Annotated in this window: 16 protein-coding genes; 7 read left to right on the forward strand and 9 right to left on the reverse strand. The window is 37.8% G+C overall.

The window, feature by feature from the left end; all coding sequences use genetic code 11:
• Positions 1–163: 163 nt before the first annotated feature.
• The 3 genes from QM629_RS15340 to QM629_RS15350 all read right to left on the reverse strand — a co-directional run bounded on the left by QM629_RS15340 (position 164) and on the right by QM629_RS15350 (position 2,851).
• A complete protein-coding gene (locus tag QM629_RS15340; protein ID WP_415160767.1) occupies positions 164–988 on the reverse strand; it encodes a hypothetical protein in 825 nt (274 codons plus the stop codon).
• A gap of 253 nt (positions 989–1,241) precedes the next feature.
• Positions 1,242–2,057 carry a hypothetical protein gene (locus tag QM629_RS15345; RefSeq protein ID WP_415160768.1) on the reverse strand — a complete coding sequence of 272 codons (816 nt, stop codon included), beginning with the start codon at positions 2,055–2,057 and terminating at the stop codon, positions 1,242–1,244.
• A 284-nt stretch (positions 2,058–2,341) separates the two neighbouring features.
• On the reverse strand, positions 2,342–2,851 hold the full coding sequence (locus tag QM629_RS15350; protein WP_415160769.1) for a helix-turn-helix domain-containing protein: 510 nt from the start codon (positions 2,849–2,851) through the stop codon (positions 2,342–2,344).
• Positions 2,852–3,205: 354 nt separating this feature from the next.
• On the opposite strand from QM629_RS15350, the gene QM629_RS15355 reads away from it, so the two are divergent.
• The 4 genes from QM629_RS15355 to QM629_RS15370 all read left to right on the forward strand — a co-directional run bounded on the left by QM629_RS15355 (position 3,206) and on the right by QM629_RS15370 (position 9,577).
• Positions 3,206–3,535: a hypothetical protein gene (locus QM629_RS15355; protein ID WP_415160770.1), complete on the forward strand. Its 330-nt coding sequence runs from the start codon at positions 3,206–3,208 to the stop codon at positions 3,533–3,535.
• Between the two features lie 183 nt (positions 3,536–3,718).
• Complete coding sequence (locus QM629_RS15360) at positions 3,719–4,990, forward strand: TlpA family protein disulfide reductase (protein ID WP_415160771.1); 1,272 nt, start codon at positions 3,719–3,721, stop codon at positions 4,988–4,990.
• Between the two features lie 17 nt (positions 4,991–5,007).
• Positions 5,008–8,202 (forward strand): SusC/RagA family TonB-linked outer membrane protein, encoded by a 3,195-nt coding sequence (locus tag QM629_RS15365; protein ID WP_415160772.1) that lies wholly within the window; start codon positions 5,008–5,010, stop codon positions 8,200–8,202.
• Between the two features lie 19 nt (positions 8,203–8,221).
• Positions 8,222–9,577: a RagB/SusD family nutrient uptake outer membrane protein gene (locus QM629_RS15370; RefSeq protein ID WP_415160773.1), complete on the forward strand. Its 1,356-nt coding sequence runs from the start codon at positions 8,222–8,224 to the stop codon at positions 9,575–9,577.
• A gap of 58 nt (positions 9,578–9,635) precedes the next feature.
• Here QM629_RS15370 and QM629_RS15375 read toward each other — a convergent pair whose 3' ends face one another.
• From QM629_RS15375 to QM629_RS15385, 3 genes are all read right to left on the reverse strand, one after another.
• Complete coding sequence (locus tag QM629_RS15375; RefSeq protein ID WP_415160774.1) at positions 9,636–9,962, reverse strand: hypothetical protein; 327 nt, start codon at positions 9,960–9,962, stop codon at positions 9,636–9,638.
• Between the two features lie 88 nt (positions 9,963–10,050).
• Positions 10,051–10,482: a MauE/DoxX family redox-associated membrane protein gene (locus QM629_RS15380; protein ID WP_415160775.1), complete on the reverse strand. Its 432-nt coding sequence runs from the start codon at positions 10,480–10,482 to the stop codon at positions 10,051–10,053.
• A gap of 166 nt (positions 10,483–10,648) precedes the next feature.
• Complete coding sequence (locus QM629_RS15385) at positions 10,649–11,653, reverse strand: helix-turn-helix transcriptional regulator (protein ID WP_415160776.1); 1,005 nt, start codon at positions 11,651–11,653, stop codon at positions 10,649–10,651.
• Between the two features lie 176 nt (positions 11,654–11,829).
• On the opposite strand from QM629_RS15385, the gene QM629_RS15390 reads away from it, so the two are divergent.
• The 3 genes from QM629_RS15390 (at position 11,830) to QM629_RS15400 (ending at position 14,213) form a co-directional block, all read left to right on the forward strand.
• A complete protein-coding gene (locus QM629_RS15390) occupies positions 11,830–12,177 on the forward strand; it encodes a hypothetical protein (protein ID WP_415160777.1) in 348 nt (115 codons plus the stop codon).
• A gap of 618 nt (positions 12,178–12,795) precedes the next feature.
• Positions 12,796–13,536: a sensor histidine kinase gene (locus QM629_RS15395; protein ID WP_415160778.1), complete on the forward strand. Its 741-nt coding sequence runs from the start codon at positions 12,796–12,798 to the stop codon at positions 13,534–13,536.
• Positions 13,537–13,538: 2 nt separating this feature from the next.
• The gene (locus QM629_RS15400; protein WP_415160779.1) at positions 13,539–14,213 is read left to right on the forward strand and encodes a response regulator; all 675 of its coding nucleotides are present in this window, start codon (positions 13,539–13,541) and stop codon (positions 14,211–14,213) included.
• A gap of 250 nt (positions 14,214–14,463) precedes the next feature.
• Here QM629_RS15400 and QM629_RS15405 read toward each other — a convergent pair whose 3' ends face one another.
• From QM629_RS15405 to QM629_RS15415, 3 genes are read right to left on the reverse strand one after another with little or no spacing between them, the layout of a single operon-like run.
• Entirely contained in the window at positions 14,464–15,072 is a 609-nt protein-coding gene (locus QM629_RS15405) for an alpha-ketoglutarate-dependent dioxygenase AlkB family protein (protein ID WP_415160780.1), read from the reverse strand.
• 16 nt (positions 15,073–15,088) lie between these two features.
• Positions 15,089–18,325 carry an error-prone DNA polymerase gene (locus QM629_RS15410; protein ID WP_415160781.1) on the reverse strand — a complete coding sequence of 1,079 codons (3,237 nt, stop codon included), beginning with the start codon at positions 18,323–18,325 and terminating at the stop codon, positions 15,089–15,091.
• Between the two features lie 15 nt (positions 18,326–18,340).
• Positions 18,341–19,843, reverse strand: a complete 1,503-nt coding sequence (locus tag QM629_RS15415; protein ID WP_415160782.1) for a Y-family DNA polymerase — start codon at positions 19,841–19,843, stop codon at positions 18,341–18,343.
• Position 19,844 lies beyond the last annotated feature (1 nt).

Genomic DNA, 19,844 nt, shown 5'->3' on the forward strand with positions numbered 1-19,844 from the left:
AGTTAAAAATTAACACTAATGAATTAGTAATTATTGAAGCGCAGGTATTGGCGCCAAGTCAATTGAGACAAAAGCAGAATTACACAAAGCTAAATATGTAGCTGACAAACAAAGGTTGATGTTGCAGTATGTCCATGTTTTCGCCAATCATTTGTTGCCTAAATTATATTTTCTTCTTTTGTTCCAATGCTTGCTTCGCTAATAACTCAAAAGGTCTTTTTAAAAATGTGTCAAACCAAAGCTGTTCTGAAAAGATCATTATTTTACAATCGTTAATAGTTGTGTTGGTAAAATTCTTAATAATATGTTTGATTTCATGTGAAGTTCTAAATAACATAAAACCAAACCTGTCAACAACTAAACAATAAGGGTCATATGAAAATGGTGCAAATAACATATTTGCAGTTTCATCTGCAAAAGAATTCGCGGTCGTTATGGCTGTTGGAAATATTTTAAAATTTGGTTTAGAATTTAGCGCATTTAAGTAGTCATTTTTTTTCTCATTTTTATATGTCATCAAAGTTGTGCGTAATTCCTCTTCAAAGTCAGAGGCAAGCTTTACATTTTTAAAGAGGCTGATGGATGAAATACTAACTCGCCAAAAAATAGAATAAATCAGCAGATAAATTGTGGCTTTGTCGGCAGTGTTACATTCAACAACGTCAAGTTGGTCAATAACATGTTTTAAAGTATAGTCTCCGTTATCTACTTTATTTCGCCAATTTATAAATGTGTCGCTTGAAATACCTTCCAGTACACTGAAATATGCTTCACACTCATCACATAAAATATAATCTTCCTTTGGCGAGTCCTGAATGACTCGAGGCTTGTCCTCTAAAATTTTGTCACTACTCAAATCATACCCTCGACGTCCCGTCCCTTTATTTCCTAAAAAGTTAGTTGAAATAAATTTTGGGTAAATATGGGATTTTGTTTTAGTCGCAGGATTAACTTGGCACAAAAGGCAAATGTCTGTTGGTTTACGCATTGTCTTAAGTAATTGCAGGTGGCACAATAGTGCTGTGTTGATACCAGGAAGCTAAATTAATGTTTTATTGCTGATGCTGCGCTCTCATTAGCGCCTTTACAGGATACTTTTATTGGTGGCAGTTTTATTTCCTTGCGTAATTCTGCATTCATATTTCTTTTGTCAAGCCAATCATCTTTATAGTACGGACGATTAGGATATATTCGCCTGTCAAGCACAACAGAAAACCCCATGTTGTACGCATAGCGTTCGTCTATTTGCTTATTACTTCGGCTATCATGCCAAGTTTATGATGAACTTCTGTAAACAGTTTTTGAAATTTCTTAAATCTGTCTTCACTTGAGATGTTTGTTACAATTGCTATCGCGCTTCCAAATATTTTATTATGTCGTATCATTTGTCCAAGCAGTCTATCGTACTCTGATTGTGTTGGATCTTTTTTTACTTCAATAGGATATTTTTTATTTAATAACAGATCAGGATTACTTTCTCCGGTTTCTTCTTCTAAATCAAAAAACTTTTCAAGGTAGTGTCGTAATTCTATTTTATAGCCCTCTTCGATTATTCGTTTGCGATCTGGTTTCCACTCAACAATTTTTTCCACAATATTTTCGAAAGCCTTGTTTGATCTGCTCGAAATTGTGGTCGGAGATTTTCGTCTTAAGATTTCAATGACATCTTTCCATTCTAATTTATCTTGATTGTTTTCAATAAAAAAGATTGGCATATCAGCCCATTTAAGATTATGCACTTTTCGAAGACCGTCTGGTTGGGGAGAGTAATTTGCTTCTAGCCAATCAGCACTGACTGGAACTTCTTTTTTGAGTCTCACCAATTCCCCATACTGATTTAAAATCTTTTCGATCGAAGTCCTTTCCAATTCGAGCTTGTTGGGAGTGTCCCCACAAGCTTGCTGTAATTTGGAATAAGCATCTTTTCCGAAGGCCTTACTTAATTGAAAATCTCCAATCTTACAAAATTTTAGAAAATCATTTCTTAAAGGTTTTTTTCCGTCATTTAATTCTCGAAGTTTTTTGTACTGTTCTATATAGTTTGTTTTGTGATCCATCTTTGAATGTTGTTACCAGTGGCTTGCATACAACGCAAAGGTTTGTGGTAATATCCACAACGCTGCAATAAAATTATAAAAATCCGCTTTTAAAAACAGCAAACAGGCACTATACATTTTGTATCTTATGTAGAACAATTCAAATTTATTTTTTCCATTAACCAGTTTCTCAAAACAATTTCATTCATATCTTAGCCCTTTAAGGGTTTAGGGTTGAAAAAAAATCCCACCAGTCCTGGCGGGATTTTTTATAACATTCAAATTTGTGTATTGGTTATCATCACTCAAAACTTGCCTTTGTAATCAAATAATTCCCAAGCTTTCACTTCAAGAGCATTTGCAATAATAATTATTGTATCGAATGTAATATTTGCGATTCCCTTTTCATAGTCGCTCAAATTGCTTCTATCAATAGATGCTGTAACATCTATATCTAATTGAATTTTACCCTTAATGTTTCTAATAACTTTAATTCTTTTGCCTAAAGATATTAATTCACGTTGCAATAACTTTTCAAGTGGTATTTTGAATCCCGTTCCTTTTAAAATTGGAAGGCTGTTATGAAAATCGAAAATTGAGACAAGTGAAATGTTAAGCGATTGAGCAAGTTTAATAATTGTCCGGAATTCTATATTAGCGCCTTTTTCGATTCTGCTTAAAAGACTTGTTTTACTATCGGAGTTAGTAAAGACCCTTGCAAAATCTTTTTGAAGTTTATAACCAGCTCTTTTTCTTAAGAATTTTATTCTTTCACCAAACAGCTTTTCGAATTGTTTAATCTCTTTCTCGTCCAAAATTATTTTTGGAAGAAAAGTGTTTTGTTATTATAAAATAAAAAGTGGTTTATAATTGAACTTTTAAAATAATTACTATATTTGTTTTTAAAATATTAGATCGTTACTCTACTAATTGAGTAATGGTGCTATAAGAGTCTCGCTCCCCGAACGTGACAATTTGAACCGCGAGAGTAAGTATAGCGCCCAATTCTTATATTGCGAAAGCAAAAAAAGATTGGGCCTACTTATGCCTTGTGGTTCAACCGCCCTTTTGGGGCGGCAGGCTGTCACACCTGGGGGACAATGGTGTAGTAGGTCCAACCTTTTATCTACCACACTTTTTGTGCAAGACTCATCCGGTATATTTCGAGGATGAGCACTAAAACATTATATCAAACTATAATTTCCCACGCAAGTGATGCAAGAACTTTGCGTGCGCCTAAACCAATTGAAGAAAATATCTACCAAAAACTACTGGATAGTGGCTTTACCAAGCGGGAGATAGACAATGTGATCTACAAATGCATCATGCACGAGATAGCCTGCAAAAAAGCTTACCAAAAACTATCCCTTCCCGGCAAAATAAAATGGCATCTGCAAAACTATTCGTGGCATGTAACCCGTTTTTGTAAAAGGCTTACAGCCGAAGGCCTGGTGTTGTTAAAAACCCAGTTTGCCAAGAAACCGCGCAACCCCATCTAAGTTTTATTATAGATGTGATTTAAGGATTAACAAAGGGGCATAACGCGTATGGCAATAGCAACATCTTTCCTGCGCGTTTTGCTTTAAGCACTGTCTCCTTATCCCGCATCTATTCTCTCCGGTTAAAAGCCAACAGCCCATAGCTATCAGCTTTTTATTTCCACATTAAACAATTTAACTGCAATGAAAATAAAATCATGCATTGCTTCCCTGCTATTGGTATGCGCATACAGCAGCTTGCAGGCACAGAGCAACATATCTCTGCAACCCGGCGATAGTTGCACTAATATAAAATTACAATTCATCAACAGGGCTGTCCCCGCACAACTGGCCGCTTATAACAACAAACTAGTCATACTCGATTTTTTTTCCGTCATCTGTGGTTCGTGTATCGCCGCATTGCCAAAATTGAACGCTTTGCAGCAAAATATGCCTGATAAGATACAGGTAATTATTGTAAGCGATGAACCCAAAACAGTAATGCAATCATTCTTTGCATCCAATAAAATAGGCCGGACAAACCACCTGCCGGTAATAGCAGCCGATACAACCTTAAAAGGCTTGTTCCCGCATACATTACTTCCACATGAAGTATGGATAAAAGAGGGCAAGGTTAAGGCAATAACGCATGCAGAGTCAATTACCGCAGATAACATACAATCCATGCTGCGGTATGCAGATTTTAAGTTACCGCTGAAGCAAGACCTGCTTGATTTTAATGCATCCCGGCCGTTATTTCAGGATGGTAACGGAGGCGCTGTAAACCAGCTTTTAATGCGCAGCAGTTTTATGCAAGCATTGGATGGTGCAGGCAGTAAAGTGGCCGTTTATTCCGGTAATAACGCAAAACGTTATCTTATTATCAACAGGCCCTTGCAGGCTATGTACGCTGAAGCTCTGGAAGGCAGTATACTACCAAACCACATACTTCCGGAACTTAAAGATTCCCTGCTGTTCAAAGGGCGCAATGCACCACTATTTTGTTACGAACTGATTGCACCTGTACGTACTTCCATTACGCAGATGCATGCATGGATGAAGGCAGATTTGGAAAGGTGTTTTGACATACAGGGAAAATTGGAAAAAAGAAAAGTAAAATGCTTTGCCATAATAAGAACAGGCGATACTGCGCAGTTGCACTCAAAAACAGATTCAAGCCACCTGCAATGGAGCGATGATGAACCGGTTAAAAAATTAATACACCAGCCTGTTTCAGCATTGGCTGAAGCACTTAATAATTCATCCCTTTCGCCAGCAGCCATATTTATTGACAAAACAAATTATACTCCTCCCGTTGACCTGGTATTGAATATTCCTGATGTGGAAGACATTGAAGCGCTGCAAAAAGAATTGAGCTCATACGGGCTTACGCTAAGACCCGTAATGGAAGATATGGAAATGTTTGTTATCCGGGATAATAACCAACCTGCAACAGAAAACCAATTTGCTAATTAAAGAAAAACTACAGCTCCATGCGTTTTAAAACGATTTATATACGCCTGTTCATAATGATAATTTTTCCTTTATGCGCTAAAGCGCAGGAACATCATACGATAACCGGCTTCGTGATAAGTTCACCAGGCAAAGCGCCGTTGGCCGGTGCATCCATCGGGCCCGATAGCAGCCGCATTATCGCTATCACGGATGATAAAGGGAGGTTTGTAATAGTACTACCAGACAGTATTGTGGCCTTGTATGCGAAACATGAAGGTTATATAACACAGGCAGCAACCGTAAACAGGCAAGACACAATAATGTATATCACGCTACAGGAAAATGTGAACAGCCTGGAAGATGTAACCGTATCTACCGGCTATGAAGTTTTACCCAAAGAAAGAATTACCGGCGCTTTTACAAAGGTTGGCAACAGGCAATTAAATGAACAGGCAGGCAGTAACATTATCAATCGCCTTAAAGGCGTAACAAGCAGCCTGCTGTTTGACAACAGCGAGAGCAGGCCGCCGCTAACCATCCGGGGTATAAGCACATTTGAAGGCCCATCAGCTCCACTGATTGTAGTTGATAATTTTCCATATGAGGGAGATATACAAAACATTAACCCGAACGACGTGGAAAATATTACCGTGCTTAAGGATGCGGCAGCAGCATCAATATGGGGTACGAGAGCCGGGAATGGTGTTATTGTGATCACTACAAAAAAAGGCAGATTGAACCAGCCGCTCAGGGTGCAGGTAAATGCGAATGCAACCCTTGTGCAAAAACCTGATCTTTTTTATTTACCACAAATGAACGCTGCGGATTTCATTGATGTGGAGACCTGGTTATTTAACCAGCAGTTCTATGATGAAAACAGTTATAACCATGCTGCCTTAACCCCTGTAGTTGAACTTCTTATAAAACAAAGGGATGGTATTATAACACCGGCTGATGCTACGGCACAAATTAATGCTTTAAAGCAGCAAGATGTACGCAACGATTATGACAAGTACATTTACCGGCAGGGGATAAATCAGCAGTATGCTATAAATGTAAACGGCGGTAATAACAAATCGGCTTATTATTTTTCGGCAGGCTATGATAAAAACATTGATAACCTCGATGCGGCTTATCAGCGCATTCAACTAAAATTACAAAATACATTTCACCCTTTTAAAAACCTCCAGGCAAGTATTGCCGTTAGCTATACAAACAGTAACAATAAAGCAGGCAGGCCTGGTTATGGACAAATATCAACTATTACAGGCGATGCTTTATATCCTTACGCACAGTTAGCCGGTAACAACGGCGCTGCATTGCCGCTTATAAAAGATTACCGGCAGGCTTTTATTGATACAGCCGGACAGGGGCTTTTACTTGACTGGCATTACTATCCCCTGGACGACTACAAGCATATAAACGATACCAAAAATCTTGATGATTTGCTGGCTAATGTAAACATCCAATATACCATAGTTAAAGGGCTTAATGCCACCCTGCAATACAATTATGAAAGGCAGACAATAAACTATAAAGCATTGTATGATGCTGAGAGCTATTATGCAAGAGACCTTATAAACCAGTTCACTCAAATTGATTTTAGCACGGGTGCAATAAGCTATCCGGTGCCTAAAGGCGGTATCCTGGATATGTCAAATAACAGCCTGCAAAGCAACAACCTGAGGGCACAACTAAACTATGCTTATCACCGGAACAATAATGAACTATATATACTTGCGGGAGGAGAGGTAAGGCAAAATCGTACCGTTGGCAGCAGCCACCGTACTTATGGCTATAATAATGATGTGTTGGGTTTTACAAATGTTGACCTCGCAAATGGATACACATCTTACGTAACCGGCTTCGAAACATATATTCCTGGCAATAACGCTTTTTCAGATAAGCTTTATCGTTTTTCTTCTCTATACGGTAATGCTACTTACACGTATAAAAGCCGTTATACCATAACAGGCAGCGTTCGTAAAGATGCCTCCAATTTATTTGGGGTTAACCGAAACGACAGGGGCATTCCCTTATGGTCGGCAGGGGGCGGATGGATAATTTCAAAAGAACAGTTTTATCACTGCAATTTTATGCCCTTATTAAAACTGCGTATGAGCTATGGTTATAGCGGCAATGCCGATTTAAACAGGTCTGCAGTTACCACAATGTCTTACATTTCCAATGCCCGGTTTACCAATCTCACCTACGCCAATATTACACAGTTTGCCAATCCTGAACTTGGTTGGGAAATAACCAAAACAATTAATGCGGGTATTGACTTTACTGTAAAAAACAATATTGCCGGCGGCAGTATAGATTACTATTGGAAAAAAGGCTTTAATCTTTTTGGCCCTTCTGCTTTAGATCAAACCACCGGTTTGCAAAGGCCGGCTATTACAAAGAATGTTGCAGACATGCTCGGCCATGGCCTGGATGCAGACGTGTATATAAATCCTGTAAACAGGCAGTTTAAATGGAGTATGCATTTTCTTTTCAGTTATAACTTAAGCAAGGTAACCAACTATTATCTCGAAGATAGCAATGGTGCAGATTATGCAGGTAACGAAGGTGTGGCGCCGGTAAAGGGGAAGCCCGTGTTTTCGCTGATGAGCTTTAAATGGGCAGGGTTAACACATGATACAGGCGACCCGCAGGGCTACATTGACGGTAAAGCGAGTACTGACTACGATGCTATTTTTAATGGCGGTACAACGGTAAATGACCTGGATTTTATTGGGCCTTCTGTACCACCATATTTCGGAAGCCTGCATAACAACTTTAGCTGGAAAAATATTGAACTGGCTATTAATATTACCTACAGGCTTGGTTATTATTTCAGGAAAGGCAGCATCAATTATTCACAACTTTTTTACGGGTGGTACGGTAATGCAGATTATGCAAAGCGATGGCAACAACCCGGCGATGAATTACATACCAGTGTTCCATCTTTAGTTTATCCGAATGATTATTACAGGGATAACTTTTATGTTAACTCGTCAGCGCTTGTAGAAAAAGCCGACAATATAAAGCTTGAGTATATAAACCTTAATTATACGCTGGATAAAAAACATTTACAAAATGTTCCATTTCAAAGCCTGCGGTTATACTTCTATGTAAATAATGTTGGCATACTATGGCGGGCTAACAAAGATGGTCTCGACCCAGATTATCCCAATGCATTAAAACCCGGAACCAATTTCACCTTCGGGTTAACCGCCGATTTATAATAATTACAAAACTGACAAGATGAAATATAGCCTCATACTTTATAGTCTTTTATGCATGTGTTTAAGTGTTTCCTGTAAAAAATACCTTGATGCCAAACCCGATAAAAGCCTTGTGGTGGCCAGCCAGGTTTCAGACTACCAGGCTTTGCTTGACAATAACGGCATAATGAACCGTGCTTCCCCGTCAGCCGGCGAGGGCAGCGCCGATAATTATTATTTAGATTATGATAACTGGGCTGCTTTATACAATGAAGCTTTTAAAAACATTTATATATGGGGAGATGAAATCACCTATGATCTTTTTCCCAATGACTGGGGGCAGGCTTTTGATCAAATATATTTTTGTAACACGGTAATAGAAGGCCTTAAAACAATTGAACAAAACGATAACAATATCACAGAATGGAATAACGCTGATGGTTCTGCCTACTTCTTTCGCGCCAATGCATATTTAAAGCTGGTTTTAACCTGGGCTAACGCTTACGACAGCACCACTGCAGCCTCAGACCCTGGCGTGCCGTTAAGGTTAAACACCGACTTTAATGAAGTGTCTGTAAGAGCCAGTGTGAAAGATTGTTATGAGCGTATAATAAATGACGATGAACAAGCCATCCGGCTGCTGCCGGTAAATGCATTGTTTGCCACCCGGCCATCCAAAAAGGCTGCCTATGGCCTCATGGCAAGGACATATCTTGCCATGCGTAATTATCATAAGGCAGGCCTATACGCCGACTCTTGCCTACAACTATATAATACAACTATGGATTATAATTTATTGGACAGTACTGCTGCCTATCCAATACCAGCATTTAATGATGAAGTGCTTTTTTATGCGGCTGCCAGTGCGCCTGAATTAAGTAATAGTATTGCCAATGTGGATACCGTATTATTTGCTTCATATTCGGACAGTGATCTTCGAAAAACTATTTTCTTTAATGATAAGGGCAATGGTAAATTTAAATTCAGGGGAAGTTATAATGGCAACAATGGCTTGTTTACCGGTATAGCTACCGATGAGATATATTTTGTTAGAGCTGAATGTTATGCAAGAGAAGGTAAAATTGATGCTGCCCTGGATGATCTTAATGCGCTTTTATCAAAAAGATGGAAGCATGGTATGTATATATATCACAATGCAGATAATACAAATGATGCGCTTACGCTGATATTAAATGAACGAAGAAAAGAATTGCTTTTTCGTGATTTAAGATGGATGGATATTAAAAGATTGAATAAAGAACAGAATAGACAAATTACCTTAAAGCGTTCTTTAAATGGAGTTGAATATACATTAGAGCCAAACGAGCCAAAATACGCTTTGCCTTTGCCACAAAGTGTTCTACAGCTTACCGGAATGCCACAAAATCCAAGATGATTTAGAGGAGTTAAATAGTTTATTAAGGAGGCTGTTTTAATAACAGCCTCCTTAACTGTTAAGGGGTAGTCCTTGAATCTACCTGGTCAATAAAGCTGTTTGTAGTAACAGCACCGCTTGCAGGAATGCCAAGCGGATGGCTTGAGCCGTTGTCCTGTGCATGAACCGCACAAACATTTGGGCCGCTATCACAGTCTGGTTCCATCGTGCCAACCCTGGTATAGTCAGAAGCATGGTTTTTATTACCACCATCAGTAAGTCTGTACCAAAAATAATCAGCATGGGTGGCTTTCCCGATAGAGCGAGGTGCAGGCTTAAATGCAAAAGCGGCAAATACTCCCAACAGCAACGCCGTTAGCGGTAATACAGAAATTCTTTTACGCATAATCTGCTGTGCTTTTATAGTCTTAAAAAGCTAAACTTTAAATGAATATTGTTCCTACTTTTTTCTACAGGTTTTCGGATGATCCTGCTTATTGCAATAAAGAACTTAAAGAGATGTTCTGATATTTAACTATCTCTCTTTGCTGTTTTATTCCAACTCCACTTAACGCAATAAAAAATAAATTGAATAATACATGTTGTTTCCAGCTTAATCCTGCGATAATGCCGCCACAGGAACAGGGCAAGTCTGTTTTAAATATAACCATGCCGGTCAAATACATACTAAACAAAACCAGCATTGTGAGAGAAATATATAAACCGTATAGCCGAATCGATGGCATAGCAAGTGTTATACTTAATAATATTTCAAGCAATGGAAGTATATAAGACAAAACAGGCGCTGCATAACTGATTAGCGGTAGGTTTATCAATTGTGCCTGGAAGTCTTTGTGGCCAGCCAACTTGCTTACACCTGCATACGCAAATAAGAGAATGAGCAGGGAGCAGATAATTTCTATCATTATACTCTTTTTCATTGTCACGCATTTCTTTAAAATGCTTTATAGAGTACAGAAGATATTCAGTTTTAAAAAAAATAGTTATACTTATATTCTAAGTTGCAAGCTATAACAAACTAACTATTGAAGTGGAACTAAATACTATGCAACCGGTACTTTTTTAAGCGCCCTATTTAATGTTATCATTAAATAGTTTACGCCATTCTAATGGAGTTACTCCAAATTTTTTTTTAAACGCAGAAGAAAAATTGTTCGGTTTTTTATAACCCGCATGCAAACCTATTTCCTGAATAGATTTTATAGTTTGTTCAACCTCCATTTTTGCTATTTCGAGTATCCGGTTTTGCAGGTAACCGTATAATCCAAAGCCGAAAATTTCTTTAAAGCCTTGTTTAAGCTTTTTGTCGTTTATGCCTACACGCCTGGCAATCTGAGGGATAGTAAAATGCATCGGCACATTAAAATCAATAAACTCTTTTGCTGTGTGTATTCTTTCAATCTCGTCGACGGTAAATCTTTTACTGTAAATATTAAATTGGGATGCTCTCTGGAGTATTTTAAAAAATAGGTCTTTTACAATATTTAAATGAAATTGCTTTACCGTTGAAGAATAAGGAGAGTGAATAATTTTATAGATGCATTCTGTCATAGAAGCAGTTAAATACATTTCCTTGTTAGCAAAGCATGATGATATAGAATTTAAAACATTCTTCCTAAGCTTTTCAAAAGATGGGAAAAAATCTAATATTCTAAGTAGATGTTTTTGCGTGCAGGAGATTTCAAAAGATACATATTTTCCTTTCTGCAGATGCATTATGTTTATGGGCTTTTGCAAACAAAAGATGGCAAACTGATTTCCCTTTAAGCTAAAGTTCTCAACATCTTTTATTTCATATAAAATTTTACCCTTCAGAACTATTTCGCACATTGCCAAAGAAACAAAGTATGTTACTTGAAGCGTTACATCTTTTTCAACATCGAACACACTGAATAGCCAATTAAAACCGTCGAGTTCTACTAACTGAAGCATAAAACATTCAAAACTTGCGACAGTGCTCATTACGATACTGCCTGGTATATGAAACTCAGCTAAGGCCTGAGGAACTTCATTCGTTATCAGAAGGGCTTCATATCCTAAAGCATCAATAGAAATATGTGCAGTATTATTATTCACTACCAATAAGTTTAGGTAACGCAGAGTGTAAGGGTTATTTGTTGATAAATACAATAATACCCAATTCTTATTCTATTTATTTATGACAAGCTAAAATTGCGTACCAATACACAAAAAATGCGTACAACTACGCATTTTAAAGAAAGCTAACTTATATAACATTGCAATTAAAAAATATGGCAACGAATAATCATGAAATTTCATTGCAGCAAGGCATTGCAATGACCACGCTTTATCGGGTAAACAGACCGTCTAACTTTCCGATTTGTGAAACATTTGAAGTAAGTGCTATTAATAAGCTGTTAGCAACAGAAGGATGCAAATATCTTAGGATTTATTATGGCATGACTGATGAGCTTAATGCCAATGCTATTTTAGTGGCTGTGAACGCCAATGATGAGGATATTTTACCTTCGGGCACAAGTAACTCAACAGATGCAGACGATGACGGCCCTGTAATTATAGAAGATGGCTACAGGTGTCCTCCTGATTGCCCGCCTGCTTCTCCTTTAAATGGCGCATAATGATATGCATGGGTATATTGTAAATATTCTATTAAATCATTCCATTTCTATTGCGGCGATTGCCGGAGCTTTCAGGATAAAAAAAATTGACAGCAATTATTATCCTTTCATTTTTCTTGTCTGGCTTGGTTTTTTGAATGAAACCTTAAGCCTCATTCTTATCTATACAGTAAAGACCAATACCATAAATTCAAATATCTATGTTTTGGCAGAGTATATTTTAATACTGATTCAGTTTTACAAATGGGATAATTCTAATGATAGCGGGCTTTATTATTTTTTTGCTTTTGCCGGAATATTTGTTTGGATTGGAGATAACCTGGTTCTAAACTCTATAAATAGCAATAATTCCATATTTCGAATCTTTTATTCTATTGTAATAACGTTCTTTAGTATAGCTGTAATAAAAAGGCTAATTATTTATGAAAATGAAAATCTAATTAAAAACGCAATATTTTTAATCTGCTCCTGCTTTTTTATATATTATAGCTGTAAGGCTTTTGTTGAAGTATTTAATGCATTTCATTTAGGTTTAAGCAACGCGTTTAACAGGCGGGTTTTCATGATTCTTTACCTGGCTAATCTATTTTCCAATATTATGTATCTCATCGCAATTTTATGTATCCCAATGAATCAAAAATATACACCGCCATCCTGATTGGTGCGTTGGTATTGGTAGCCTTTATGGTATTGGCTGTTGTTACCATTTATCGTTATCACAGAAAGAAAATTTCTTTTCAGCGTGAAAGAATAAGAGCTGAAATCAATTCGCTTGAAGAAGAACGAAAAAGGATTGCAACAGATCTTCACGATGATTTTGGTGCATCTCTATCTGCTATTAAACTGCGGCTTCAATGTTTTGGTCCTGATAATATAAAGAATATTGCCCTTGGTCAGGGCTGTGAATTTTATATAGATGAAGCAATGCGTAAATTAAAACGCATCTCCTTTAATATGATGCCGCAGATATTGCACCGAAACGGTTTGAAAGAGGCACTTACCGAATTAATAGACATGCTTAACCCCGGAAATATTACAATCAATTTTACATGTGAAGTAAATCCGGGTGATATTGAAAAGCGGGTGCATATATACAGGATAATACAAGAGATAATAAACAATACTGTCAGGCATTCAAATGCCTCAAGCGTAACCTTGAGCATAGAAAAAATAAAGAACAAAATTCTCTTGCACATTGAGGATAATGGAATCGGTTTTGATAAAAACTTAATTTTAGGAAACAAAAAAGGAGAAGGCCTGCAAAATATCCGGGCAAGGGCAGAACTTCTAAATGCTAAGGTGCATTTAAAAGCCATACCTGGGATGGGGGTTAATTATATCATCAAAATACCTGCATAATTATGGACTCCAATCAAAAAATAAAGGTGGTGGTTGCTGATGACCATGACCTGTATCGTGACGGGTTGAAAATGCTGTTAAACCAGGAACCCGAAATAGAAATTGTAGGGGAAGCCGCTGATGGAAATAAATTGGTTGAGAGAGTAAAGGAGACTAAACCGGATGTTGTATTAACGGATTTGAGAATGCCTGGTATTGATGGTATACAAGCGATTAGGGAGATTTTTGAAGCCGGCTTATCTGCAAATTGTATTGCAATTTCGACTTATGATAGTGACCAATTAATTGTAGATGCACTCGAAGCCGGGGCTAAAGGATATATTGTTAAGAATGCAAAAAATGGCGAAATAGTTGAGGCCGTGAAAACTGTATATGCAGGTGATCCTTACTATTGTAAATCAACGGGCCTGAAACTGGCCAGGAAAATTTCAAAAAGTAAATTCAACCCTTATGATAAAATGCAACGCGATTTGTTTTCTGAACAGGAGAAAGAAATAATGAGACTGGTATGCAGAGAAAAGACAAGTGAAGAAATTGGTGACTTACTCAGCATGAGTCCAAGAACAGTTGAACGCATACGATCAAAAATTATGGAAAAAGCGGGCGTTAAATCAACAATCGGATTGGTTATCTATGCCATTAAGAATGGAATTTTTTTTATTGAGGAACTGAATTAGATACTTTCAAACGACCTATTTAATAGTCATACTTGCAATAATTGTTTTAATGTCAGTGTGTATTTTTTTTACATGCTACAAGTGATGAATGTATACCATCAATCTCTCTGGCCTTCCACAATGCATTTAATTTTTTCCTCCAAGTCCTAATGTCCTTTGGGCATCGCTTGCAGCAGTATTCATCTAAAACTTTACCTCTTTATAATCCTGTTTATATGCCATTGTAATTTGCGTTAAGCTATAGTATAAACTAAGATTGCTTATCAGATATTCTAAAAGTGAGATTGATTCTTGCTCCGATCTTGCGGCTGGTTTTTGGTACATGATGTTCATAATAATATTGCATTGTTTCACCCATTAAGAGAAAGCTTCCATGCGTAAGTGGAATGTCAAGCTGCGAAAACTTTTTATTTGTTTTGTGACGAACTTTAAACAAACGGGTTTCTCCAAAAGTAACAGATGCTATGGCGTGGTGTTTTCCGGACGATGGTAATGTATCACTATGCCATGCTACGGAATCATTCCCGTCACGATAGTAATTAAGCAACACGCTATTAAACGCAATCCCGCATTCGCGCTCAACACATTCTTTTATTTGTGATAATGCAGAAGGCCATGAGGATAAGGTTTCAATGCTGTACCACGCAGTAAGTCTCGGATCGGGAATTATCTTGTCATACATTTTGCGGGTGCGTTGTTTCCAGGGTGATTCTTTCAATAAGATTTTATAATAATAATCCGATTTATCTTTTTCAAAAAACCGTTCCCATAACTTTAGTTCTGCATCAGGCAATTCAAAATCGGTATATCGTTTTTTACCTTCATCAAACAACAGGATATCATCAAATAAAGTATTCATAACCACGGTTTTTTTATTATCTAAAATTCCTTGCATCAGGAAAAAGTTCAGCTTGTGTCACCTTCTTTCTTATTTGCGTTTTTTTATTTTCTGTTTTAAAAGGAAATCCATCTTTTTCATCGCGTGGCGATAATGTAAGCACACTCACTTCCGGTTCTCCGCCTTCAGTTAAAGCACAAAGCTGTTCTGACCAGTTTTCACAATGGCTTACGATAATATGTATTACATTATCCTGCTTTTGCACTTTTCCCTGCACCATAATTAATTTGGATTGAAGAATTTCTTTCCGGTAAATATTTTCAAATAAATTTCTAAATACAACAAGATTGGCATTGCCGGTTTCATCTTCAATGGTCATAAAACAAATGCCGCCTGCAGTGCCGGGCCTTTGCCTTACTAAAACCAAGCCTGCAATCCTTACTACATCACCGTTATTTAATTTGTTCAAATCTTCGAGCGCTGCAATGTTATTTGCCGCAAGCTTTTCACGTAAGAAACTTAGCGGGTGTGCTTTTAAGGAGAGTGATAAAGCGCCATAATCATACACCACATGTTCTGATAAAGACATTTTTGGCAACAACAAATTTGCCTCTAAAGTGCTTTCAGACGGTTGTCCCTGGAATAATCCGAAGGGATTATCTTTTAATGCTGTTACTTCCCAAAGCGCTTGCCTTCTGTCCAAACCAATTGACCGGAATGCATCTGCATCTGCTAATTTTATTAATGATGATACTGAAATGCCAATGTCTGAAATCTCATTAATGCTTCTGAATTTTCCTGTTCTTGCCGTTACAAGCTGCTGCATATCTTCTTCACGCATTCCTTTGATATGCCTGAACCCAAGCCGTAATGCATGATATTGATTTACCTTTTCCTCCAGTGTATTATCCCAGTGAGAATAGTTGATGTCAACGGGTCTCGCTTCAACACCATTTTTTTTGGCGTCACCAATAATTTGTGCAGGTGCATAAAAGCCCATCGGTAAACTGTTAAGCAGTCCACAGGCAAACACATCGGGATAGTAACACTTCAGCCATGCAGAAATATATACCAGGTGTGCAAAGCTTGCGGCATGGCTTTCAGGGAATCCGTAACTTCCAAATCCTTCTAACTGTTTGAAAATTTTTTCTGCATATTCTTTTGTATAGCCATTCTTCAACATGCCATTCATTAATTTGTCCTGGAACTGGGTTACCAATCCCTGCAACTTGAAAGTTGCCATGCTTTTTCTTAATGCATCTGCCTCTGTTTTTGTAAAACCTGCCGCCACTTCAGCTATGCGCATAGCCTGTTCCTGGAATAGTGGTACACCCAATGTTCTTCGTAAAATCTCTTCTATTTCTTTGGATGGATATTCAACCGGTTCCTGGCCATTGCGGCGACGTAAATAGGGATGCACCATATCGCCCTGGATGGGCCCTGGTCTTACAATAGCTACTTCAATAACCAGATCATAGAAGCATTTTGGTTTCAATCGCGGCAGCATGGCCTGCTGTGCCCTGCTTTCAATTTGAAAAACACCAATCGTGTCCGCAGCACTTGTCATTTTATATACTGCAGCATCATCTTCGGGAATATTGGATAGCGTAAATTTTTTATCATAATGTTCTTTGGCTAATTCAAAGCACTTGCGAATGCAGGTAAGAATACCAAGCCCTAATATATCTGTTTTGAGAAAATTAAGTGCATCAATATCATCTTTGTTCCATTCAATGCAGGTCCTGTCCGCCATTCGCGCATTCATGATGGGGCATAAATTTGAAAGTTTATCCTGTGCAATTACAAAACCGCCTGTATGTTGCCCAAGCTGCCGCGGAAAACCTATATATTGTTTGGTAAGCTGTAACACTTTTTGTAAGAGTGGTTCTTTAGCGTCTATTCCCTGTTCCTTTATACGGTTTTCATCAAACCATTCTTCCGTAAATTCCCAAACGCATTTGGAGAGCCGGTTTAATGTATCAACAGAAAGCCCCATTGCCCTGCCAACATCACGAACAGCGCCTTTTGCATGCATTGTCGTAACAGTAGCAACAATTGCTGCATTGTCTCGACTGTGTTTGTTATACATGTATTGAATGATTTCTTCGCGGCGTTCATGTTCAAAATCAACATCAATATCAGGCGGTTCATCCCTTGCATCTGAAACAAATCGTTCAAATAACAAATCAAATTTGGTTGGGTTAACATTGGTAATACCCAAACAATAGCAGACCGTTGAGTTCGCAGCCGAGCCACGGCCCTGGCACAGGATGCCGCGCTCATTGGATGCACGCACTGCATCATAAGTTTCTAAAAAGAAGAATGCAATATTTTTTCTTTTTATAAAGGCAAGTTCATGTTCGAGTGTTTCCTTTACTTTTCCAGGAATATCTTCTCCAAACTTTTCTTTTGCAGATTTCCATGTGTATTCTTCTAATGCCTGTTGCTGTGTTCTGCCATCAGGCATTAATTGCTGCGGATATTCAAACTTTAAATCATCAAGACTAAAGTGGCAGGCTTCGGAAATTTCCTGTGTTGCCTTTATTGCACCAGGATATTGCCTGAATAAGCGATGCATCTCATCAACCGGTTTTAAATATCTCTCTGCATTTTGATGTAATAAAAACCCTGCTTCATTGATGGACGTCTTTTCGCGTGTGCAGGTAAGTATATCCTGTAACTCCCTGCGTTCTGCGTTGTGATAGTGCACATCGTTAGTGGCTACAAGCGGGATATTGTAGTATTGAGCAAGCTTTGAAAGACGAAATAATTTTTTTAAATCATCATCCTGGTAATAGCGTGTTGAAGCCATATAAAGGTCACTTCCAAACGCTTCATGATATTCGGCTAATATGTTTATAAAATCATTATCAAAATCAAATGCTTCATTTAAACAAGATGGCGAAATGACAATAAATTTTATTCCTTTCGAATGTTTGTACACATCTTGTTTATTTAAATCACTTTTACCTTTTTCTGTTCGCAGATTTCCTTTTGTAAGAAGTGCACAAAGATTTGAATACGCTTCTTTATTTGTTGGATAGGCTAATAAACTGGCGCCATCTTTTAAATCCAAACAGCAACCTGTTATCATCTTAATGCCTTTTGCTTTTGCTGCAACATGAGCACGCACAATGCCTGCCAAAGAATTTCTATCAGTAATGGCAATTTCTTTGTAACCTAATGCCGCTGCATGAACAATAAGTTCATCCGGGTGTGAAGCACCTCTTAGAAAACTAAAATTGGTTGTAACGTGTAATTCTGTATAATTCATACCCCTTTAATTCTTTCACTCAAAAAATCCATGTATAAACCACAGTGGTTTATTGTTATCATTGTAATGACCTAATCTGAAAAGCCAGTAACATTTTCCTTCCTCCGTTTGCACAGCATAATAATCACGGTGCAATCCTTTATCTAACCACCATTCGCTTTCTATGCGTTCACAGGCATCCGCTTTTGTTACTTTATGCAGCTTGCCATTGTACCTAAAATTCATTGGCGGATAATCAGGAATAGGAGCAGTTACTTCAATGGGTTGCGGCTGCTTTAAAAGATGTGTTGGCCGTAATTTATCTGTTCTCCATTCGGTTGTTGGTTTATCTTTTAATGATGCGGCAAGCTTGATAGAATGTTCCGGCAGATGACGTTCAGCAGGTAAATAGCGATGTATAATATTGTTTCCAAAATTGTTTTCAAGATTATCCATTAATTCAGACACTTCTCTGCACTCTAAACTGCTGTTCATTGTCCAGAATGTTTCTTGTGAAGATTGTACGTCTTCCACTTTGGAAGCCTCCAGCGTAAATACTTCAATGCCTAATGCTGGTTCAATGATTGAAATTTTTGTTTCAAACAATTTAAAAAGATGTTTTGTGTTATTTGAAGGATGATTGGTGCGGATTTTAATTTGCTGAATATCGTTGTCAATGCGATAACATTTGAGTGTTGCAAAACGTAAACCTTTAGCTTCTTTTTTTAAACGTGTGCACAACGCTTCTAACAATTTTTGTAATGCTATTTCAATTCCTGTTGCTGTTTGAATAGGTTCCAAACAAGGCAGATGTTCACTATAAGGTTCAACTGGAATTACAGGTTTGATAATTTCTTCTTTGTTACCTAATGCCTGGTCAAGCCTTAGTAAAATTTGTTCGCCAAACCTTCTGCGTAAAACAGAACGTTGCATATTGATAAAGCTGCCAATTTTATGCAGGCCTAATTTGTGTAATTGCTCGCTGATGCTGTATTCTAATCTTAACGCCTCGGGCGGCAATGGCATTAAAGCTTCTGCCTGTTCATTGTTTTTAATAATTACCTTTTCTTTTCCGAACCTGCATACTGCCCATGCCGTACCGACAGTATCAGCTATAGCAATACGAATATGATAATCTAAGCTTTTTAATTTGTTGGATATATCTTTTAGATAAGCTTCCTCACAGCCCCATAAATGCGTGCAGCCACTAACATCAAGTATCAACCCTTCTGGTAAATCAACTGAAACAATAGGCGTGTATTTAATAAACCAGATTGAAAGATTATTCAGTAATTTTTCCGCTAATTCTGTTTTATCATCAAATACTTTTATCTCCGGCAAAACAACTTTTGCATCTGCTGCAATCATTCCCGCATATAATCCCTTTGATTGCGCAGCCCTGCTAACTTCTGTTATAACCATTCTTCCCCGTTGGGGAAGAGCCAAAACGAATGGAATTGCTTTCAATTCAGGTTGACGGCGAACCACCCAGTCCGTCTTTAAATGACGGAACCATATTGCCACAAATCGCTTACACATC

This window comes from Parafilimonas sp. (assembly GCF_047606085.1).
Taxonomy (GTDB): Bacteria; Bacteroidota; Bacteroidia; order Chitinophagales; family Chitinophagaceae; genus Parafilimonas.